This window comes from Runella aurantiaca (assembly GCF_003339505.1).
GTDB lineage: Bacteria > Bacteroidota > Bacteroidia > Cytophagales > Spirosomataceae > Runella > Runella aurantiaca.
Genome location: NZ_QPIW01000039.1, coordinates 1 through 23159, shown reverse-complemented (window position 1 = coordinate 23159; position 23159 = coordinate 1). Strand labels below are relative to the sequence as shown.

The window sequence follows — 23159 nt, the reverse complement described above, 5'->3', positions numbered from 1 at the left end:
TTTATTTTTAAGAATTGTTTAATTGTTTAAGAATTGTTTTTTCTAACATACCATATGCAAAGTGTTGTAACGTAATTAATACAGATAAGCCTTTTCCAACCAAATTTCTAAATTTAGGCTTATCTGTTTCAACCACTTTAAGCACTTTTTCTGCAACCATTGCGGGGTCTTCAGCTTGTTGTACTATTAAATTTGTGTATTTCTCATTTTTGTTCCTTAATGCATTGTAATCTTCAATTTTATTTAAGGTTGTTGATGAATTATTCAAAATATTTGTTTTGAAAGAACCAGGTTCAATCATAGCTACACGAATATTAAACTCAGTTAATTCATAGCGCAATGCCTTGAAATACCCTTCCAAAGCATGTTTGGAAGCTGCATAGTAAGAAGTATTAGGAAATGCTACAAGCCCAGTAATTGAACCTACAGTTATTATTTTACCATGTTTTTGTTTTCTAAAATATGGCAATACAGCATTCGTCACTTTAATGGTACCCCAAAAGTTTGTTTCAAATTGCTTTCTACCTAACTCGATAGGTATTTCTTCAGCAATACCAGTAACTAAAAAGCCAGCATTATTGATAAGAACATCTAATTGACCTATTTCTTCGAAAATTCTTTCGGGCAAAGTGGTTATTGACTGTTCTGAATCAAGGTCTAATGCTATCATTTTGAAAGGAAACTTTGCTGCATACTTTTCAGGGTTACGACTCGTACCAATTACATTGTAACCCTTTCTGTGCAGCTCGTTGGCGACTAACAAACCAAAGCCAGAAGATGCTCCTGTTACTAAAATATTTTTCATTTTTATTTGTTTCATTTTTTAATCTGTAAATTTGCTTGCAAATTGCAAGTGCAAATATACAAACAACTTTCAAAATGCAAGTTAATTTTTAAAATATTTTATGGAAACGAATAAAAAAAGGTCTGATTGCCCATTGAGTAACTCACTTGACATATTTGGCGACAAATGGTCGTTGCTTATTATTAGGGACTTAATGTTTTTTAAAAAATGTACTTATAAAGATTTTTTAAGCTCGGCAGAAGGCATTGCGACCAATATTTTAGCGTCAAGACTGAAAGGGCTTGAAGAAAATGGTATAATTGAAAAATCAGCCCACCCCGACAGTAAGGCTAAAATTTTGTACAGACTGGCCCCAAAAGGAATTGACTTACTGCCAATAATTATGGAAATTTATATTTGGTCGGACAAGTATTTCACTATGCCAGCAGATATAAAAGAGACAATCAAAGAGGCAAAAAAAGACAAGGAAAAATTTGTAAGACAGGTAACGAAAGAGTTGACAATCAAGATGATGGAGAAAAAAACAGCCACGGATAACTAAGTATTCGTAGTGGTGGAAAGCCAAACCATGAAGGTGCCCATATTCATAGCGATTGAACGAAACCTTTGGTAGCGCTGAGTGCCAAGATGTTTGTTCTGGATTTATCGTTGGGTGAGGAGATATTCCGCGAGCTGGTTTTTGCCCGCTTTTTGAGGGCGAGCCTTGCGGTTTAGAGGCTGTTTTTGTGGTGTGTCAGTCTCATAAAACGGGGGTTTAATTATACATTTTTTTGGCACTTTTTAAACTCCAAAAATGGTCTATAATCCACCTTGTTAGTAAATAAAACTTGTATACCAATCAAAGTATAATTAATAATGAAAATTATTGATTAACTCTATACAAAAGCTGATTGGATGCAATGCGTTTCGGTGGTAACGCCCAACCATAAATGCTGAAAATTTAGAATTTCGGTGGGATGCCATCACCAAAGCGGTGTGAAAAGAATCATCGCCTTCAGTTCCATTAGAATTGATGATACACCCTTGCGTCGAGCCTGAAAATGGCGACGACTTTCCGAACTTTCTACGTTAAAACCAATAAGACCTAATCTCTTGTAACCATCAAATCAGTGAAATAGCCTTCGGTGCCTACGTCTACAAATAGGCCTAATGCTCCTGCGGTATTTTCACCCAATTTTAAGTCGTTCACTACCAAAGAAGGCTGTTGGTTGTCATTCAAAAACAATTTGGCTTGGTTGCCTTTCACTACAATTTTCATTTTTAGCCACTCATTAAGCCCCATATCGGCATACGATTCGTATTTTTCGGGAGACTCTTTGCGTAGGCGGTCAAATTTGAAATCAGGAAACGCAAAGTATTGAATAGAATGATTGCGGCGTACTTGGTCGTCGGCTCGGCCATTGGTTGGGCGAATATAAATACATTCAAAAGCAGAATTTTGTTCGTTGATTCTGAAGGCTATGCCGATAAATCCTCGGTCGGAAGGGCGAGCCGTTTTCAATAAACGGCTCAGTACTTTTACTTCAATCGTTCCATCTTGGAAATCAACGTCTTTAATTTTTACAAACGTAGCTTCGTCAACGGCTTTTATGGTAGAATCTTTGATGATTTTTAATACATCTTTGCTTTCTAGCCTTTCGATAGACATATACACCTGATTAGCCACGAGATTGTTTGGGGTTAGCTTGATACTTTGAGCTAACAAATCAATGGAAAGTAGCAATAAGCCGCTAATGAATACACAATTGAAACCTTTCATCGCCTTTTAGTCAATTTTGTTGTAACCGCACATTTTGGTTCTTAGAATCAATCATCTTAGTTCTTTAAAAAAGGAACAACACTTGCCCAAACTGCCGCAAAATTTTCAAGAAACACCACATGACCAGTATTGGGAATAATACATAACTGGCTGTTTGGTAGCATATTATAAGCATTGATTACAGTTGAAAGCGGTGCGTTTTGGTCTAATTCACCAGCCATAATCAGGACTGAACATTTTATTGAACCAAACAATTCTTTGCTGGCGGTCATGGTATTATAGAAAACTTCCATTTTTGCCCAAAAATCCTCTAATTTTTCTGGTTCAGGCATGAGGGCTTTTTGTTGCGTCCAATATGCCTTATCTGTGTTCAATAATTCTTTGGGATTAAACACTACTTTTCTTAACCCTGGTATTTGTTCGCCCGCCCCAATCGCGATCATTTTCTTTATTCTTTCGGGATACATACTTGCTACTTTATAGCTTGTATAAGCCCCTTCGCTAAAACCTAAAATAACAACTTGTTCTTTTGTAACGGCATTGATAACTGCCATCACATCATCGGCTTTTTGTTCGTACGTAACAGGTTCAGTGCCTATTTCAGATTTTCCATGTCCACGTGTAGAAACGGCTATTACTTGAAAATTTTTAGAAAGACTGTCAATAAATTCGGCCATTTCGATGGTAGAACCTAATATTCCGCCGTGAAGAAGGACAATCGGCTGCCCTTTGCCATACACTTCATAATAGATTTTTCCATCTTTGGTTTGGGCATAATGCCCCGCTTTGGCATTTGCTCCATAGGGCATTTTATTGACTACGGATGGCGGTTGAAAGGCCCTTCTTAAATTTTGTTGCCCGTATACATACGAGCAACAAAGTAGAAGAGATATTACTGAAATTAGTCTATTATACATCTCAAAAAGGATTAGAACAATTTCTCATTTGGTGGTTTTACGCCAGCCAAGCGCAAATAAATAGTACATTGTCCACGATGGTGTGTTTGATGTTCAAAACACTTTGCTACCGCCATTCCTTTGGTCATGTCAAATCTTCCAAACAATTTAATGCTTTCGTTCAATTGCGCGGGAGTCATTTTTTTGAGGCCATTGATAACAAAATCATAACCCTCCAAGACGATTTTCGTCACATTAGCTTTCGATTTATCGGTGCTTTTTTCCAATTCTCCTGGTCCATAAGGGCTTTTTTCACCCGTTGCTGCCGAAACAAACCCATAGTTGGCGTCGCTCAAATGCAACATTTGTTCAGCAAACGAACGAATATCAGGCGTGGGTTTCAAAGCATAGCCTGATTCGGGCATGGCATCGAGGTATTCTTTGGTGTAGGCTTTGGCACGTTCCCACTCTTTCACCAATTCATCCACGGAGGCTTGGGCATTGGCCAAAAACGAGATTCCTAAAACAAAACAAAGGGTGGCAACAATTTTCGTGATTTTCATAATTGATTGTTTGAAAGGTGAATAAAGGTGGTATCGGTTAAACTTTTTTTGTGGCTTCGGCTAAAGTGACGGTTTTGCCCAGCGCTCCAAATTCGTGCAAATCTCCAAATACTTCCAACCGAATGGATTGATCAAGATTGCCCACACGCACTGGTTCAAAACCCGCATCGACAATCAATTCTTCAATTTGTCCGTCAATGCTTCGGTCGCCGGTGGCATAAAACAGCACTGCTAACTCAGGCTTTTGCCCAGAAGCATTGGCCAGTGAAGCCGCCCCCAATGTGCCAAATGCCTTTGCTAATTTAGCATTTTTTGGAATGAGTGCCGCATTGAGTTGACCTGCTGATTCGGCGGCACCGATGGTTTTAATAAATCCTCCTTTTTCGTCGGGAGCAATCGGATTGGAAGGGTCAACAATGATTTTACCTGCTAGTTGGGTGGCATATTGCTTCAAAAATGATTGAATGGAATCGAACCAAATGGCCAAAATGATAATGTCAGCTTCGTGAAGGGCCGCTTCAATTTCCATGGGTTGGGCCAAATCGCCTAACTCCTGAGCCAGACTTTGCGCATTTGAAAAATCCCGAGCGGCCAAAATCACGGCTCGATTTCCATTGGTGAGATTGGTGGCGACTACGCGGCCGATATTGCCTAAGCCAATGATGGCTACTTTAGCTTCTGTGGTCTTTGTCATGATCATGTATTGTTTAATTGACCATGCAAAGGTCCGACCAATTGTCGGAACCCACCAATAAACTATCTTAAGAAAGAGCCTTAAGATAGTTTAAGGTTAGCGCTTTCAGTAGCGATATCTTTTCGAATTTTGCTTAAAAATTCTGGAGTAATGCCCAAGTAGGAAGCAATTTGTGTATTGGGTAGCCGTAAAGCGAGTGTGGGGTATTGCTCCTGAAAAGCCAAATACCGCTCCAAAGCCGTAGAGCTAATGTTTTGCAATACCCGATTTTGCAATTCTACATACTTGTTTTCAACAATAACCTTAAAGATTCGATTGAGTTTAGGGATATTGTTGTAGAGAAAATACAAATCCTGTTGTTCGATTTGCAGAATAACGGCGGGTTCGATGGCTTCGATGAATAACTTGCTCTGCTTTCCTGAATGAAAACTGCCAATATCGGCAATCCAATCATTTTCAATCGCAAATTGAATGTTATGTTCGGTTCCTTTGGTATCTACGCCAAACATTCTAAAACAACCACTTATTACGAACGTATAGTGTTTGCAGGGAAAACCTTCTTGCAAAATAAACTGACGCCGCTTAACCGAACGCTGAATGACTCGGCTTGTCAATAATTCTTTATCACTTTCATTAACAGGTAGATAGGTCTCAAAATGGTCAATAAGGGGTTGAATCGTCATGGCTTAAATGGGTAGGATTTTGAGAATTTGTCCCAAGTATAATTGTGATTTTTGAATACAGAAAGACCAGTGAAATTGGGTTCACTGGTCTTTTCTTAAAATTATACGAAAACTTGTCAACTAATTTAGTACTTGTCAGAAGTAAAAAATTAAAAAGCTGGTTATGCAGATGCTATAACTTGAATTATTTTTTTGACAAAGAATTAATCCAAGCGGCAATTTTTAAGGCATCTCCTTTTGAAACTTGCGGCATGGCAGGCATGGGTGTGGCATAATCTGGCCAGTTTTCAGGCTTCGGGGCATAAATCAATTCTACGATTTTTGCATCGCTGTATTTACGCTTTGCCACATCTATATACGACGGACCTACCACTTTTTTGTCGGTTGCGTGACAAGCAAGACAAGTGTTTTTTGCCAAAAGCGGTTTGACTTCTTCCCAAGTTGGGGCTTTTTTTGCCGTGGCCGTTTTGGTTGATGCAGGTGCAGGTTCTTTACCTTTTCCGTCGGGAGAAACGTGTTCTTTTACGGGCGCTGTAACGGTTGCTTTTACCTTACCCGAACGTGTCGTTTTCAATTCTGAAACTTTCAATTTCTCACCGTCAGGAATGTTATTGAGTGTGTAATATGCGTCTGGATGGACCAGTGACCAATAATTACCCGCGGCGCGTACCCCTTCAAGTTGAATTTTATGAACAAAATACTGACGCATACCATCCAAAACGATTCTCACTTTTTTACCATCTTCCGACAATTTTACGCCTTTTACCGTCACATCTTTTGTGTCAATCTGAGGACTGCCGTAAACAGGATAGTGTTTGTAGAGGTAGCTGCTCACTTTATAAGAATCAAGGTCTTCGGCTGATTTACGATCTACTGGCAACGTAAATTCGATTTCAAAACCGTCGGGCATGGCCTTTACCGTGTACATTTCAAACGGCATCTTACCATTCCAAACCAAACGCTGTAAGCCTTGATTGGCATCGCCTGCCGAACCCCAACCACGGTTGGTTTCACCCACAAACATAGAGCCGTCTTTGGCGAAAGTCATTCTCAAAACGCCCGACTGAAATCCACTGCGGAAACCAATAGAGGCACCTTGGTATTCACCTTTTACTTTTTCGAGAACTACCCGCATAATGTTACTTTGACCTTGGTCGCCCACAAAAACCTGACCCGTAAACGGCCCAAAATCACCGTTTGTCTCGTCCATGATAAGCTCGGCCGTCGAAACACCGTGCACACCATAAGGCAACCAAACGGCAGGAAGCTGCACCATGTCATATTTTTCTTTCAACTGATACAAAAACTGGGGTGTTTCGTTACGGGTGTTTTCGGGTTTGATGGCGCGGTTGTTGGCATCTCTTTCTTGGCGGTTATCCCGTTCGCCAAAGAATTGTTTTTCGGTTAATTTTACTGGAGAATTTGGCGATTCAGCCCATTTCAATCCCGCAGGGTGGCCCATGAACCCTCCTTTTTTTACGGGAAAAATCCCGCCAGTTCCCATCCAATCTCCTTGATTGTCGGTGTACCAAAGTTCGCCTTTAATCATACTGATACCTGCTGGAGAGCGAACACCCGTGGCGTATGGTTCGTATTTTCCGTCTGGTGTAATACGAAATATCCAACCACGCCCAGGAACCCGGCTTTCGCCTCTCCACCATTCTTCGTCGCCGAATGCTACGTTGCCGCTTACAAAAAAGCTTCCGTCTGGGGCTACTTTTGGCCCGAATGAGTATTCGTGGTAGTGACCTGATAAGGCCCAAGCGTGTACGGTTTCGTAAATATCAGCTTTACCGTCGCCGTTTTTGTCAATCAATTTTGTCAATTCACCACGTTGTGCGCAGTACAAAAATCCATCTTTGTAAGCAAGGCCTAAAATCTCGTGCAAACCCGTAGCGAACTTTCTGAAATAAGGCGTACGACTTGTAGGGTTATCTACAATCCATACTTCTCCCCGGCGGGTTGAGATTCCCAATGAGCCGTTGGGCAAAGTAATCAAGCCACCGACTTCCAATATAATTCCCTCGGGGATGGGCGGGGTAATGATTTTATAAAAATCTTCTTCTTTCGGTGATTCTTGCGCTTTTACCATTGACAGCGTCGCCAAAAGTAGTAAGGCTATTTGAGCAATTTTTTTCATTGTCATTATTTTGAGTTGTCTAGCAACATTTGTTAAGTAAGCGTTGCCTGATAATCTGTTAATTAAAAAGTAATGATTTGCAGACTATTTTTAGAAAAGGATGGCATATTTAACCGCCCCGTTTGTTACAGGAACAATTAATTCCTGACCGCCACTCACGTTTTTGATTTGTGGCACCACCGATTTGTCGGCTATTTGGATAAAATAGGACTTGTTGTTAACCGAGTACAGCCCTTCCGAAACCATTTCGATGTTGGTTCCTTCGGCGACTCTCGCTACTAGGTTTTCGACTGGTTTTGCCAATTTTACTTCACGTTCAAAATATTTGTTGTCTACAACCGAAAGACGGTCTGTAACGGGCGAGCCGAAAGCGATATAGTTGAATGTCGGAGCGTCAGCATCATCCAAGGCATATCCTTTGGGGAGGTAGCCGCTACCAGTGGTATCTGCCTGCCATGCCGACTGACCATTTACTTTTCCAAGAAACATTTCATTGTTCAAAAGTGTCACACTACCACGTGGGCGCGACGAACCATCACCACGGCTGTGCCACATTGGGGTGGCGTCGAGGAATTCACCGCGCCAAACCTGTAATAAAGCACCTTTGTCGAGGTCGTAGGTATAGTGCAGATTGGCGGGACTTCCCACCGAAACAGCATGAACAATGCGGGTATTCTTAGCTTCGGGGGTCTTTTTGAAATCCATGAAACTGCGCATAACCGTATTGGTAGGTGCAGTTACGAGTATCGGATCTACTCCACCGCCGGTAGTAACCGAACTGGCGGTACTTAAAGACATCTCTCTAAAGCCCGGACCAGAAACCCAAACTGCTAAACCTGGTCGCATATAGCCTTCGGTTTTGCTGTTGAAAACTTCAATGGTATGTGCTCCCGCCGTGAGGTTTACTTTTCCTTGACGCATTGCATTTCTTGATTCTGCTGGGATTACATCTTTGCCATCAATTTTGAGGTAAGCATTGCCCGCCGCCTGCAATTTGAAAGTGTACTCACCGTCGGTGGCAGCGGTGTATTTCCCGTTATAAACGTAAGCGAAGTTGTTGTTGTCTTTCAAAATTTCCCAAGAAAGGGCTTCCTTTTTACCCGTTTCGGCCACTTTTTGTTTTGAGAAATCTTCGTTAGCCGTAAAAGTGCCATAATACGTTTTATAAGTAAGGTCCGATAATGTCCCTGGTTTTTTGTCAAAATTGTTGATGGCAATATTTTTAATTGCCAAAGAACCATGATCTCCCTGAATGCGCAACGGACCAGAAGCTACGTCTTCTTTGGTCAGTGAGCCGCGTGTGGGACCGCTTACTTCTACGTTTTCGTGAATGGTTACACCGTTCAGAACAATCTTAAGAAACACCGCATTGGCGATTTTTTTCCCTGCGGCATCAAAGCGAGGGGCCTGATATGATATTTTGATGTTTTGCCATAAACCTGGCGCTTTTGCTACGTTAAAACGGGGAGCATATCCTTCATATCCTTTTTCACCTTCTGGTTTGGCATCATTCCAACGCTCATAAATACCGCCATTGTCGTTGTATTTAGCCGTTTTTTTACCCCAACTGTCAAAAAGCTGTACTTCATAGTTTCCCTGAAGATAAATGCCCGAATTGGATTCTTTGGTAAGCATGAAATCTAATTCTAGGTCTAAATCTCCGTGTTTGAAATTTGACACAAGCTCATATTCTTGGCCATATTTCCCTTTTTCGTGAATACAAACAAGAATGCCTTTGCCTGGTTTGGATTCTAAAACATTGACTTTAGAAATATCGGCAGTGACGTCACCAGCAATAGACCAATTGTTGGCTTTGTTGGTAAAGGCGCTGAGGTCATTGAGAGGGACAGCTGTTTGTGCAAAAACAGATGACGCAACAATCACTCCCGGAACGCAGGCGATAAATTGCGAAAAAATACTTTTGGGTTTGAACATAGAATGGTTATTCAATTGATAATTAATAAATTAATTCGTTTTAGGTCAAAAGCCGCCGTTTGACATAAGATACTAATTGCCCTATACTTAGACAAAAAAGTTTAAGAAGTTGATGGTGCGGTTTTCAATCCAAACTGCAAAAGTAATTCATATTTTGAGATTGATGGAATCTAGTGTATCTATTCTGGTTGGGATGATGACACTGATTTATATCAAGAAATAATTATGCATGGGCTATTTTTTTGACTATTATGTTTTATCAGTTTAATTTTTTGATTATTATCAATTTTATAACGGCATTATAACGACATAAAATTGACAAATAAATTTTCGAAACATAGAATACCAGTAAAATGTTCTTATCCGTCCCATCCTAAAACCCTGAGCTGACTTTTGAGTGATTTCTCTAAAACTTCAAACTCCCGATCCATTTCTTCAAAAAGCGTTTGCCTCGCCTGCTTCACTTTAGAGAAAACCATTCCTTGAACCATCCCCTTTTTCATATTTTCGGCAATCGTTTGTCCTGGGTCATAAAAACGGCTGTTTTTAACTGAATTATGTATCTCTGTGCGCAATATTTCATCTTCGTTCAGTATCTTCTCAACCATCCGTTTTTGGGTTTCATAATGCCCCACCTGTAATTGCTCCAACTCAGCCGCCAAACGCTTCAACAAATGATGGGTTTGCTTTTGTTGTTCTACTACTTGCTGTTTTTCTTGTTTCGTCTCTTCTACCAAATCAAACAGATTAGATTGAATCATCATTTTCTGTAAGTATCCCATTGGGTTTCGAATCTTGCCTCCCAAAGCAATTTGATTTTTGAGCAGCGTTATGCGCTGACGAACATGCTCGGGCGAGAACTGAATAAGCCAGTCTTTTACCGTCTGTATATTTACGCCTTTAAATTCCTTCAGTAAACTGAAAATTTCAAGTGCTTCCTGAGACTCCTTGGGCACAACTGGTAGTTGTATCATCGAATCAACAATGATATTGCTGGGTAATTCTTCGGTGAAATCAGCATTTCGCTCAATAAAGAAAATAATCGCATAAACCGCCTTACCTTTCTTTTCCTCTTCAAACGTAAAACGGATGTCCGTAAATTCTGAAAGATCCTCCTGGGCTTTAATAATTACCCTTTGCTTAAAATTGGCGTACAAAGGATACTTATCCGCTACATCCAAAATATCCTTTAACTCTTCAATCGTAAATTTCCGTTTTCCGATTCGTTCATACTGTTTCAGCAACTCATAGATTCTGATTGAAAATGAACTTTGCAGGCGAAGTATATTTTTGATGTCGTACATCAGAAACTGCGTTTGTAATTGCAGCAAATGAGGTTTCATCTCTGGATGAAATGAAATCTCAATGTATTTTCCGGCATTATTGTTTGTAAAGCTTTTTACGCCCGCCGCAATATGGGTCAATAGCTCCATTTCGCCGTCGGGGGTAGATGCGACGGCCCTGATTTCTCGGCGGGCCAATTTCTCCGCTCCTTCTTTCAGAAATTTGTAAGACTGCTTGTTTTGCTCCAATCCAAAATCGCTGATAATTTCTTTCAGATAAATCCGGTAGGGTCTGAAGTCTTCATCATCTTTATGAATCATCGTAAGGGTTTTCGTAAACACCCTCATTTCCCAAATGTCAAAACGATATTTACCTTCAACCAAGTCATTAGACTTGCGAATTAACCTCACTAAACGTGGTTTCTCAATTCTTGATGACTGTTCGGATTTTTTGGCCATACAGCTCCTTTTTTAACTTAAAATTAACACGATATTTCACATAAATAATCAAAAACCCTAATTTTGTTATAGTTGAACCCTAATTTTGTTATAATTGAACCCTAATTTTGTTATAGTTAACCCTAATTTTGTTATAGTTAACCCTAATTTTGTTATAATAAAGCTTGTAATACATTGATTTTAAATTAGTTATGACACCCGAAAGCTTTTAAAAGCTTTTAAAAAGAAAAGAAACATCATCAGCGTTATTGTTGTTGATTTTAAAATTTCTTTTTCTAAATTCAATTTTCTTTTAGTGTAAAAATTTGATTATCAGTTACTTAGTTGAAATGCTTGGATTCTCCTTTTTTAAAAAAATAAAGGCTTCCCGAACCCTAAATTTGTTATAATAACCTTTTTATCCACATACACAACCCCTAAAAAAGTTATAGATATTCAACGCATTTAGGGCTTTTTTCAATGATTTTTGATTCGCCTGGGGAGTTTTAGTGTTTTGTTGCTATTTTTTCTATAATTTTTTTCATTTGTGAGGCACTTTTTGCCTCTGTTACTCTTATTTTGGTATATTTTCGGGGAAGTAAAAAATCAAATAAAAGACCCCTAAAAATGTTATATAAATACCCCATTTTTGGGTTATGCTTTTGAACAATGTAGAATAAACTACGTTCATTAATGACAATATACTTTTTTATAACTCATTGATTATCAAAAAAATAATAAATCAACTATTACATTTTTAGGGCTTATTTGGCCACTAGCATTTATAGCTTAGTATACTGCGTGTGCAACATCAACGAAATAGTAAATGAGGTATAATAAAACAAAAATAGGGAGCGTACTCATGACGGAGGCGCATAGCACGTGTCCGCCAATAAAAGTTGTCCTACGAAAGAGACTGTAAATCATAAACTAATTTTATAAGTTTATCGCAGGCGTCTTTTCTTCTTTGGGGATTTTTAAGCTTAGTGACGAGTGTGCCTATTTCATTAATCAATACATCTGCTGGGGTTGTAGCACTTATTTGTGCGATTTTTGGCGCTTTGGTGGGCATCAGCGTTGCTTCGATTTCTTCTACGGTGTCCAACGGCTTTTCAATATTTTCCGTTTTGGTCAACTGTTGAATCTGGCTTTTACTAATTTTTGTGGTACCCGCCAAAATAGAAAGCTTCAACTGCGGGCTAAGTTTTTCCAGACCTTCTGCAAATTCTGCATCTCTTTTTATCGTTGCTTGGCCTACATTAAACTCTTGCGCGAGTTGCTCCGCAGTAGTCATTTTTTTCTCAGAACTGGCATAAGGATCATTTTGATCTTTATGCTCAGATGGTATAATATCATAAAGCTCATTTTGAGCCTTATGGTTTGAACGTTCATATTTCCCCTTACTTTTACGCAGATTTAAGTATTTCATCCCTCGCAAATACGAGGCCTGTTCGGTACTTAAATTCCTTCTTCCAAGCTGGTTATCTATCATAAACCCTTTCACATCTTCGAGGGTACTGTATGATACCAAATGAATTTGAAAATCAAGCGAATGTTTAACGCAAATATTAAAACGATTATGGCCGTCAATCAGAACGTATACTGGTTTGGGGGACTCCGATGTTGGGGCTATTACACTTTCAAAAGTGGGCCAGACCAATAGAGCTTCTCGGCAACCTTCGTTCAAAATGTTGATTTCGAGCTGTTTTTTTTCTTCCTCTCCAAGTGGTGGAATCAGTGATTCAAGTTCAGGAAGAATCGTTATGTTTTTCTTAATTTCTTCGTGCTGCACAAAGGTGGAGCTTTGAAATATTTTTTGTTCGCCGAGGGAGGATTGATATTTTTTTGCCATTAGACCGAATAGTGAAGAGGTTAGCCGATAATTTCTTTTGCCAGATTCATGTAATCTTTCGCGCCGTTGGAACTACCATCGTATCCGAAAATATCAATTTGTGAAATCTGAGACTCTTTCAAAGAGACATTCATCCTGATTTGAGTATTGAATATTTTAAAAGAATTCAATTGAGAACGGACCTGTTCAATAATATCTCGGTGTATGTTTAATCTGTTATCAACCATCGTCAATAATACGCCTTCAATATGAAGCCCGCTGTTGAGCCGACGCTGCACCTGAAAAATATGGTCAAATAAACCTTTGACTCCCTTGAGCGCAGATATTTCGGGTTGGAGGGTAATCAGGCAAGAACTGGCCGCAATAAGCGCGCTGGTGGTAAAAACATTGAGCGCTGGCGGACAATCAATCAGTATATAATCATATTCACTCAGTTTTGGTGCAATGGCTCGCTGTAATTGCAATTCACTGAGCACCATTCTAATCATCTCACTTTCTCGGCTGGCGAGCGTCAAATCGCTGGGAGATAAATCAAAATTGGGAGCAATGGAGTATACAGGCAGCGGTTCATCGTCAAGAACGGCGTGCATTACCTGCTTATCAGGACTGTCGATTCCGAGGGCTTGCGATAGATTTCCCTGCGAATCCATGTCTATCACCAATACTTTATAGCCGTTAAGTACCAACGCTTTTCCCAAATTGAGTGTGGTGGTGGTTTTTCCTACGCCGCCCTTGTGATTGACAACTGCGATTATCTTTGCTTTGGAACGGTAAAATTCTTTCCAGCCATACCCTACCAAAACGGGATACAGTTTTGTAAGATGATCTTGATTCAGTTCGCGTTCGCCGTTTAATGATTTGGAAAGAGTTCCTTTGGGGATTGAAGCTTCCTTTTCGACTTTTGCCAAAGTCAGTCCTTCCTTGTTTTTGAGGAAGTTTAGTACCTGTTCGCCGGTAATCATATTAAATGATTTTGGTGTTTTTTGTGGACAAATATAAGTGTTTTGTCTATAAATGAAGACACTTATTGTTCATTAATCTTAAAAAACACCCTGTTTTTACAACAAGATATAGTTTAGGCTACCTACACATACATAAGTCATCGAAGTGCCTGATGGGATTAAGGGAAATTTGCTGATTAAGAGGGCTTTAACATTGTACATAATTTCTAAGTGTATTCACTTGATTGTACAAGCACCTCCGTTTGCCTTTTTTATGATGGAATTTTCTCGTTTACGGGCCTCATTTGCCAGAATTGATGACATAAAGAAAAATTAATATTGCCCTTTAGCTTTTGTCGATCGGGGGTTGTTGGGGTAGAAATTTTCACTTACGTAGCTTTAATACCGCACTTTAATTTTATAATTATTTCTATATCATTTATAACAATCACATTTACAGTCAGTACAGGTAGAACAATAAAGCATTTATTATGAACGAATCGAGTTTTGGCCATAAGTTAATTCTTACTAAACATTTGGGTAAGCCATATTATAAAAACGTTAATAATTTGTGACTGAAAATTTATTTTACGCAAAAAACAAGAATCTCTTCTGCGAGTTTTTTGGAATCACACAAATGCTACTAATTTTGCCCATCCTAAAAAATTGTGAATTAAATAGTACTTATCCAAGTAGTACATCATGATACTGTGAGAGTATAGGGAAGTAGATGTATCAAAGCCTTTAATTAGGAACGGTACTTTCAATGAATGATTTTTTAATACTAACTTTATCATTAGCTAAAAACTTTTTAACCTCATCACCATTTTATCCAAACTTTAAACCTCAACTCAGTTGGCCCGTTGCTGATTGCGACGCTCCAGCACTATTTTTCGCTCTAACCGTTGCGTAAAGCCAACGCCGTGACTAATCACGGATAAGTTTGTCCTTACCTATTTTCTATTTTTTTAATTCTAACACTAAACAAATGCGAAAACAACTATTCCCCTACACGTTGATGAAAAGCAGGAGTCGGTTCATGCTGTTGACCGGTTCAATTCTTTCCTTCGGTGTGTTAACTAGCGCTGGAATCATGGATGCTAATGCGGCTCCCCCGATTCAGAAGGTTCAGGTAAACGCACAGGAAGTTACTGGAACCGTAACCGACGAAAACGGGGCGCCACTTCCTGGCGTCAACGTAATTGAGAAAGGAACCACCAACGGCTCACTCACCGATTCAGAAGGTAAATTTAAACTGTCGGTACGAAGTGATAAATCTATCATTTTATTCTCTTTTATTGGTTATGCTACCCAAGAGATAGAGGTAGGAACAAAAACATCTTTTTCGATTCGCTTGACCACTGATACCAAAATACTAAGTGAGGTGATTGTTACAGCTTTAGGGGTAAAGCGGGAAGAAAAGTCGTTGGGATATGCCGTTCAAAAGGTAGCAGGGCCTTCATTGCAGACCGTGAAAGGGGTAAGTGTGGGTACCTCACTAACTGGTAGAGTGGCTGGTTTGTGGGTACGTAACAGTACAGAATTTAACCAAATGCCTACGCTTAGTTTACGTGGTGAGACTCCATTGTTGGTTATTGACGGGGTTCCTTACAACAATATTTCCCTTAATAACATCGCCCAAGACGACATCGAAAGTATTGACGTTTTGAAAGGGCCTACCGCTTCGGCGTTGTACGGTTCTCGCGGGGGGAGTGGGGCCATCATCGTTACTACCAAAAAAGGTTCGGCCAACAAAGGCTTGACGGTGACGGTCAACACCAACAACATGTTCAACGCAGGCTTCCTGATGCTACCAGAAGTTCAGCAGTCGTACAGTGCAGGTATCGGGGGAGTATATGACCCAACCGACTACATCTGGGGTCAAAAGCTTGACATCGGCATTAAGGCCAACCAATGGAATCCCATCACCAAACAGATGGAAATGCAGGAGCTTACGTCAAGAGGAAAGGATAACTTCCGCGACTTTTTGGTGCCAGGGCTTATCACCAACAACAGCATCAGCGTTGCACAAACGGGTGAAAACGGCAGTTTCCGGACGTCATTGACGCATATTTATAACAAAGGACAGTACCCAAATCTAAAATCTGACGCCTTCAACTTCACGTTGGGTGGTGAAATGAAAGTGGGAGATCGGTTTAAACTCTCCAGCCAAATGGGTTACAACAAACGCAATGCTCCGCAAATAACGGGTGCTGGGTACAGCGACCAAGGTTATATGTACAACATCCTGATGTGGATGGGACCAGAGTATAATTTGGCCGAATACAAAGACAACTATTGGTTGATACCAGATGTACAGCAAAACTGGCATTACAAGGCTTGGTATGACAACCCATACCTCATCGCAAACGAAAAAGTGTGGGGTGTCTATGAGAATAGATTGAATGCTAACTTGACAGCTACTTACAAACTTTTTGAGGGAGCCAACTTAATTATTCGCCCTGGTTTTGATATGTACAGCAATGACGAAACTAAGCGCAATCCGCCAAACATTCTCTCCAATCGGGGATGGGATACGCCAGGTTTATATGCTATCAATAAACAAACAGGCTGGAGCTTCAACGGTGACGCGTTGCTTACCTATAACAAAACCATCGGTGATTTAGGGATTGACGCTCTTGCCGGAGGTGCCATTTACGCTTTGAAAAATAATAACTTATACAGTGCTACGCGGAGTGGTATCCTGATTCCGGGCTATTATTCACTCAACAACTCTGTAGAAAGACCTAACGTAAGCGTGGCTGCCAGTGCAAAGCAGGTGAATAGTGTCTACGGAAAACTGACACTTTCTTACAAAAATATGCTCTTCGTGGATGCCACCGGACGTAATGACTGGAGTTCGACCATGCCCCAAAACTCACGTTCTTATTTCTATCCATCTTTGGGAGGAAGCTTCGTTATCAGTGAAGTACTGGGTTCATTACCTTCATGGCTTGACTTCTGGAAGTTGCGCGGTTCATGGACACTTTCCAAGTCGGATTTGGGTATCTATGCCACAAATCAGAGCTACAGCACTTCGATTGGTACTTGGAATGGCCTCAACGCGGGAAGTTATCCTACCACGATTCGTAATGCGGCAAACATCCTTCCCGAAACCAATCGTACTTGGGAAATCGGTACAGCGGCTTATTTCTTGAAAAAACGTTTGAAACTGGACATCGCCTACTTTAATAAGTACAATTATAACCGTCAGACCAACGCCCTCATTTCTTCAGCGTCGGGGTTTGTGAATACCCTTATTAACTGGGACGAAACACTCGTAAGAAGAGGTCTGGAAGTGAGCTTAGACGCGACGATTCTTAAGAAGAACGACTGGCAGTGGGATGCGACTGCTAACTATTCTTATAACCACCGTTATTATAAAGAAATCGCGCCAAACTCGGCTAAAAACGCTTGGACAGTAGCGGGTGGACGTGTAGATACTTACACAGACCGTGTTTGGTTGACCGACCCAGCGTCTGGAAGTATGATCCACCGCGCCAATGGTTTACCACTTCTAAGTGATTTTAGCTACTTGCGGGGCTATACCGACCCGAAATTCCTTTGGGGATTTGCCAATACAGTTAAGTATAAGCAATTCAGCTTGATGGTTAACTTCGACGGACGTGTTGGGGGGGTGTTGAACAACTATACATCGTACAAAATGTGGGACACTGGCTCGCACCCAGATTCGGACAATCAATGGAGATATGATGAAGTGGTGAATAAAAACAAATCATTTACTGGACAAGGAGTAGTGGTAAAATCAGGTGCAGTAACGTTTGATAGCTTTGGCAACATCACTACCGATACGCGGGTATTTGCACCCAATGAGGCCAAGGTTTCTTACCAAGATTATTCACGGTCTTATGGTGACGGTACGCGCGGTATTACGGATGCTACTTTCTTTAAATTGAGAGAGGTGTCGTTGGGTTACAACCTTCCCTCAAACATTGCAAAGTTGCTCGGTGCACGTTCAGGTTCTATCTCTTTAACAGGTCAAAATGTGTGGATGTGGACCAAAGCCTTCCGCTTTGCCGATCCTGATAAAGCGGATGATACGCAGCTTACTTCTCCATCGGTTCGCTACATGGGCGGTAACATCACGTTGACGTTTTAATAACACAGGACTGATTGTTAATCACATCTAAAAGCATTATGTATGAAATTTAATTGGAAAAAATACTTACTTATTGGCGTTGTGGGTCTCTCGATGGGCAGCTGCTCAAAGTTTGAAGAGATCAACACAAACCCGAATGCCGCGACCAAAGCGTCGGCGCCCCTGCTTGCCACTACGCTCATCCTTGATATTTCGAGAAATTCGCTCGGAAGCATCGGGTCAATGATGAATGGCAAGTCTATCATTCGGATGGAATTCCCCGAAAACGCGCAGTACAATTATCTAGGACGCGCAAGTTTTGACGGACTTACCGTGCTCAACAACGTTGAGAAAATGATTGAACTTGCCCCCGAAGGTGCCTACAAAAACTCCTATACGGCGTTGGGTAAATTCGTCAAAGCGTACAAATTCTTCTGGTTATCGATGCAGGTAGGTGATATTCCTTATGCAGAGGCATTATTGGGAGAAAAGGGAACATTGAACCCCAAATACTCGACCCAAAAGGAAGTAATGGCAGGGGTACTCAATGAACTCGAAGAGGCAGATAAACTTTTTGCCGCTGGCATCAAATTCGACGGCGATCCTATTTACGGTGGCGACATCACGAAGTGGAGAAAGTTTGTAAACACCTTTGAGCTTCAGGTTTTACTCCATTTGTATCGTAAAACCGGTGAGGCTGATTTAAAAGTCAAAGAAAGATTCAACACGATCGTAACCAGCAAGCCGATTTTTGAGAGCAATGCTGATAATTTTCAGTTGATCTATGCCGACCTTGCTGGGCAGCGCTATCCTTTCTATAAGCTGGGCAACACGACGCGTCTGTACACCATGATGACAAATGTGGTTGTGGATAAACTGAAAGATTTGAACGACTATCGTTTGTTCTACTACGCCGATCCTTCACCGGTGAAAATAGCCAAAGGGGCTGCGGTAGATAGCTGGGATTCTTACTTAGGTTTCGACCCTTCCATGGTCTATGCAGAGTTGACGACCATTTTTGGAGGCAAAGATTATTCTAACGTAAACAGCCGCTATTTGGAGCTTGCCAATGCCGAGCCAGTGTATGTACTGAGTTACGCCATGTTGAAATTTATGTTGGCTGAAGGAGCCGTGCGCGGCTGGATTACGAGTTCGGCAAGCACCCACTACACCGACGGTATCAAGGCAAGTATGAAGTTTACGGCTGGATATACTCCCGACAATGTGCTTTTCCATCACAATCGTAAAATGACGGATGCGTACATTGATACATACGTGGCTTCGGACAAAGTAAAACTGAAGACGACGGCCAGTGAGCAAGTGCAGCTTGAGCAGATTATTACGCAGCGCTACTTGAGTACGTTCATGCTTCATGCACCGTTTGATGCCTTCTATGAAAACCGTCGTACTGGTTTTCCTGTGTTTCCGGTTAACCCCAAATCAAACTTAAACATACCGGCGGATAAATTACCTGTTCGGTGGCAGTATCCTCAAAAAGAGCTCGACTACAACACTGCGAACGTGAATAGTGCGATTCAGTCGCAGTATGCAGGTAGCGATGATTTTAACAAAACCATGTGGATTCTTCAGTAATTAAGTAAGGTATCCTCAAAGTGAAAGGCTCGTGTGTAACCCACACGGGCCTTTATTTTTAAGGAGGATACTTCTAACAGAAATAATCAAGATACTTTTACAAATTGTAAACATTTAGTAATTTGAGCCATAACTAAACGCCTTTAGCGCTCCCTTGCGTAATAATAGAATCTTTACTCAAAATATAAACTTGATATGACAGCTTTAATGAATGCCATTAATAAAAATAACGTTGCGCTCGTTGAGCAACTCATCCAAAACGGCGCGGATGTCAATGAGTTGGATTCAAATCAGGATGCTCCCTTGGTCATGGCAGCTTATAAGGGATATAACCAAATCGTTAAATTATTATTAGCGTCTGGCGCGGATGTACGTGCCGTTGACCCGGGTATGAAGGCCACGGCTTTACACGCCGCTGCCTATGCTGGCCGAACAGAAGCGGCTAAACTCTTGATAGAATACAACATTGACATCAATAAGCAAGGCCCTTACAATGGTTATACTGCCCTACACGATGCGATTTGGCAGGATAACGTCGAAATTGTTAAATTACTGTTGGCGGCCAATGCAGATTTGAGTCTTCTTTCGCACGATGGAAAATCTCCCTTGGATTTTGCCAAATCCAAAAATCGCAAGGAAATTGTAAGCCTCATTCAAACCAAACTAGGGAAGTAATTTTAGACTACTTACCTAAACCGTAAGTTTAGAGGTTTTCGTTAACAATTCCATTAGATAGAATATGGTCTATTTTGCATATTAAGTTGTGCAAAATAAATTTATATTTGCATATTAAATTATGCAAAATGGAGGTTTTATTAGAAACATCAGAGCGCTTAACGAAATTTACGACCGATTCTTTCAGGCGTGGGCTTTACCAGAAAATCAATTGGGAAAATCGTTTAATTGGCATTAAAGGCGCACGCGGGACGGGCAAAACCACCCTGATGCTCCAACGGATGAAATCACTGGGGAAATCCAGCACCGAGGTGGCGTATTTTACCCTAGACGATTTGTATTTTACTACTCATTCGTTGGTTGAGACAGCCGCCGAATTCAGAAGAAAAGGAGGAAAAGTCCTGTTTCTGGACGAGGTACATAAATACCCAAACTGGGCAACTCATCTCAAAAATCTCTATGATTTATACCCTGATTTACAACTTATTTTTACTGGGTCCTCCATTGTAGATATTTCCCGTCAAGAAGTGGATTTGAGCCGGCGGGTATTGATGTACGAGTTGCCAGGATTATCGTACCGTGAATACTTAGCCTTTGAGGGAGTTGTGACGATTGAGGTGCTACCGCTGCCCTTACTCATTTCGGAAAATCAGGCTTGGAAGTCATTTTTTCCTGCCGGATTTAAGCCATTACAGCATTTTGAAGCGTATCTTAGTTCAGGTTATTATCCATTTTTTAGGGAAGACAAAGCAGGATATAGACACCGAATCCAGCAATTGATTCGGATGATTGTGGAATATGACATGGCTGAGCTAAAAGATTTTGATATTCGCAACGCCAAAAAAATGCTTCAACTCCTCTATGTTTTGGCCGAAAACGTTCCTTTTAAACCCAATTTGACAGAATTGGCCGACAAAAGCGGTATTCATCGAAACTCGGTCAATAATTATTTGCATTATCTGGAACAAGCCAAATTGATAAAGTTGCTATACCGAGGCGGAACAGGAATGGTTGCTTTGCAAAAGCCCGAAAAAATTTACTTAGAAAACACCAATTTAGCCTACGCTTTATCGCTTCAAAAACCAGACACCGGAAACCTTCGGGAGACCTTTTTTTTGAACCAAGTGGGCTATGGTCATTCGGTGCATGAGTCGGCCGTGAGTGATTTTTTGGTTGAAGGTGTGTATACGTTTGAAGTAGGAGGAAAACACAAGGGCAAAAAACAAATTGAGGGAATTCAAAAGGCTTATTTGGTAAAAGATGATATCGAATCTGGGTTTGGAACAACCTTGCCGCTGTGGTTGTTCGGATTTCTATATTGATATACGGGCGTAAGAAAAGTTACTACTTAGTCTTTTGATAATGGTTGCGCCGAATGAATCAATAAAAGGGGTACATTTAGTAGGGCCAAAACCATGAACGTTCGTATTTGAAGGAGGTCAAGATGAAAAATATTTTATACATAGTTCTTCTATTTTTGGGAGTCCATTATTCTTTTGGGCAGCAAAAAGAATATAATTTCATCAATTTTAGTAGTAAAAATGGGCTGGCTTCAAATACCGTAAATGTCATCGTAAAAGATAAATATGGCTTTATGTGGTTTGGGACCGAAGACGGTTTAAATAAATTTGATGGGCACAATTTTACGGTATATCGACATCGAAAAAATGATACAACAAGTATAGGAAGAGGTGCTGTGATGGCGATGTTGGAAGATAAAGAAGGTAATTTATGGGTTGGTACCAACATTACGCTATCCGTTTACAATAGAAGTTTAAATAATTTTATCAATTACGATTTTACCAAAATTGGTTGGATACGGAGTTTATGCACCGACCATAACGGCAATATTTGGGTTGGTACATACAGTGGCCTGTTTTATTTTAATACCAAAACCCACAAAATAAACGCTTATAAAGTTGACCCAACGGATGATAGAGCATTAAACTCTGAGATGATTCTTTGTGTATTTGAGGATAGCAAAAGCAATATTTGGGTCGGGACAAAAGTTGGACTACATCTATTTAACCCTAAAGAGGGAAGTTTCAAGAGATTTCTTTACAATAAAGAGAATCCATATACCATTTCAGACAATACCGTTAGGGCCATAGCCGAAGATAAATTTGGAAACCTATGGATAGGAACATCTGAAGGGGGCTTAAATGTGATGAATGCACAAAGTCAAACTTTCACCCACTTCAAAAATAGCAAGTCCGATAAAAACACATTGAGCAACAATAGTATCTTCAAACTTTTGTTTGACAATACGGGTAAACTATGGGTTGGAACCGAGGATGGACTCAATATTTTTGACCCTAATAATGGGAAAGTTCAAAGGGTAAAAAGCTCAATATCAGGAAAATATAGTGCAATGGGTGGCTTCGTTGGCCGCTCTGTAAGGGATATCTATTTAGACAATTGTGGGATTTATTGGATTAGTACCCTTCAAGGCGGCGTAAATAAATATGATGTTAACCTGGCATTTTTCAATCATAAACAGTTTAATCCATCGGATGCAAATGGACTGACTGCGGGTTCGATTACCTCATTTGCCGAAAGTCCATCGGGGGATATTTACGTGGGTACCGACGGTGGTGGACTCAATATCTTCAATAAAAAAACAGGCTTCATTAAACGCGTTGCGCTCAACAAAACAAAAGAGAATGGAGAGGTTGTTTTGGCTTTGGAGCCGTCGGGCAATGAGCTTTGGGTAGGTACGTACCTCGACGGCCTCTATGCAATAAACACAACCACAAATACCGTAAGGAATTTTGCTATCAGTAAAAGTAAAACCGATTTCTCT

At 40.5% G+C, this 23159-nt stretch carries 17 protein-coding genes; 6 read left to right on the top strand and 11 right to left on the bottom strand.

The window, feature by feature from the left end; genetic code table 11:
* Positions 1-7: 7 nt before the first annotated feature.
* A complete protein-coding gene (locus DVG78_RS27795) occupies positions 8-820 on the bottom strand; it encodes an SDR family NAD(P)-dependent oxidoreductase (protein WP_114464283.1) in 813 nt (270 codons plus the stop codon).
* 85 nt (positions 821-905) lie between these two features.
* Here DVG78_RS27795 and DVG78_RS27790 point away from each other — a divergent pair, with 85 nt between their 5' ends.
* A complete protein-coding gene (locus DVG78_RS27790) occupies positions 906-1346 on the top strand; it encodes a winged helix-turn-helix transcriptional regulator (protein ID WP_114464282.1) in 441 nt (146 codons plus the stop codon).
* Between the two features lie 543 nt (positions 1347-1889).
* Here the strand turns inward: DVG78_RS27790 and DVG78_RS27785 are convergent.
* From DVG78_RS27785 to DVG78_RS27740, 10 genes are all read right to left on the bottom strand, one after another.
* Positions 1890-2564: a 3-keto-alpha-glucoside-1,2-lyase-like domain-containing protein gene (locus tag DVG78_RS27785; protein ID WP_114464281.1), complete on the bottom strand. Its 675-nt coding sequence runs from the start codon at positions 2562-2564 to the stop codon at positions 1890-1892.
* 56 nt (positions 2565-2620) lie between these two features.
* Positions 2621-3481 (bottom strand): alpha/beta fold hydrolase, encoded by an 861-nt coding sequence (locus tag DVG78_RS27780; RefSeq protein WP_114464280.1) that lies wholly within the window; start codon positions 3479-3481, stop codon positions 2621-2623.
* An 11-nt stretch (positions 3482-3492) separates the two neighbouring features.
* Positions 3493-4023 (bottom strand): DinB family protein, encoded by a 531-nt coding sequence (locus tag DVG78_RS27775; protein WP_114464279.1) that lies wholly within the window; start codon positions 4021-4023, stop codon positions 3493-3495.
* A gap of 37 nt (positions 4024-4060) precedes the next feature.
* The gene (locus DVG78_RS27770; RefSeq protein WP_374755737.1) at positions 4061-4735 is read right to left on the bottom strand and encodes an NADPH-dependent F420 reductase; all 675 of its coding nucleotides are present in this window, start codon (positions 4733-4735) and stop codon (positions 4061-4063) included.
* A 62-nt stretch (positions 4736-4797) separates the two neighbouring features.
* Positions 4798-5400 (bottom strand): Crp/Fnr family transcriptional regulator, encoded by a 603-nt coding sequence (locus DVG78_RS27765; RefSeq protein ID WP_114464277.1) that lies wholly within the window; start codon positions 5398-5400, stop codon positions 4798-4800.
* Positions 5401-5584: 184 nt separating this feature from the next.
* Positions 5585-7540, bottom strand: coding sequence for a c-type cytochrome (locus tag DVG78_RS27760; protein WP_114464276.1), 1956 nt, complete (start codon positions 7538-7540; stop codon positions 5585-5587).
* A 90-nt stretch (positions 7541-7630) separates the two neighbouring features.
* Positions 7631-9475 carry a 3-keto-alpha-glucoside-1,2-lyase-like domain-containing protein gene (locus DVG78_RS27755; protein ID WP_114464275.1) on the bottom strand — a complete coding sequence of 615 codons (1845 nt, stop codon included), beginning with the start codon at positions 9473-9475 and terminating at the stop codon, positions 7631-7633.
* Between the two features lie 359 nt (positions 9476-9834).
* A complete protein-coding gene (locus DVG78_RS27750; protein ID WP_114464274.1) occupies positions 9835-11217 on the bottom strand; it encodes a replication initiation protein in 1383 nt (460 codons plus the stop codon).
* Between the two features lie 883 nt (positions 11218-12100).
* A complete protein-coding gene (locus tag DVG78_RS27745; RefSeq protein WP_114464273.1) occupies positions 12101-13048 on the bottom strand; it encodes a hypothetical protein in 948 nt (315 codons plus the stop codon).
* Between the two features lie 20 nt (positions 13049-13068).
* Positions 13069-14010 carry a ParA family protein gene (locus tag DVG78_RS27740; RefSeq protein WP_114464272.1) on the bottom strand — a complete coding sequence of 314 codons (942 nt, stop codon included), beginning with the start codon at positions 14008-14010 and terminating at the stop codon, positions 13069-13071.
* A 967-nt stretch (positions 14011-14977) separates the two neighbouring features.
* On the opposite strand from DVG78_RS27740, the gene DVG78_RS27735 reads away from it, so the two are divergent.
* From DVG78_RS27735 to DVG78_RS27715, 5 genes are all read left to right on the top strand, one after another.
* Entirely contained in the window at positions 14978-18109 is a 3132-nt protein-coding gene (locus DVG78_RS27735) for a SusC/RagA family TonB-linked outer membrane protein (protein WP_114464271.1), read from the top strand.
* A gap of 42 nt (positions 18110-18151) precedes the next feature.
* Complete coding sequence (locus tag DVG78_RS27730; RefSeq protein ID WP_114464270.1) at positions 18152-19681, top strand: SusD/RagB family nutrient-binding outer membrane lipoprotein; 1530 nt, start codon at positions 18152-18154, stop codon at positions 19679-19681.
* A 195-nt stretch (positions 19682-19876) separates the two neighbouring features.
* On the top strand, positions 19877-20356 hold the full coding sequence (locus tag DVG78_RS27725; protein ID WP_114464269.1) for an ankyrin repeat domain-containing protein: 480 nt from the start codon (positions 19877-19879) through the stop codon (positions 20354-20356).
* Between the two features lie 128 nt (positions 20357-20484).
* Positions 20485-21678, top strand: a complete 1194-nt coding sequence (locus DVG78_RS27720; RefSeq protein WP_114464268.1) for an ATP-binding protein — start codon at positions 20485-20487, stop codon at positions 21676-21678.
* A 122-nt stretch (positions 21679-21800) separates the two neighbouring features.
* Positions 21801-23159: ligand-binding sensor domain-containing protein (locus DVG78_RS27715; RefSeq protein ID WP_310589140.1), on the top strand; the 1359-nt coding region annotated here is incomplete at its 3' end.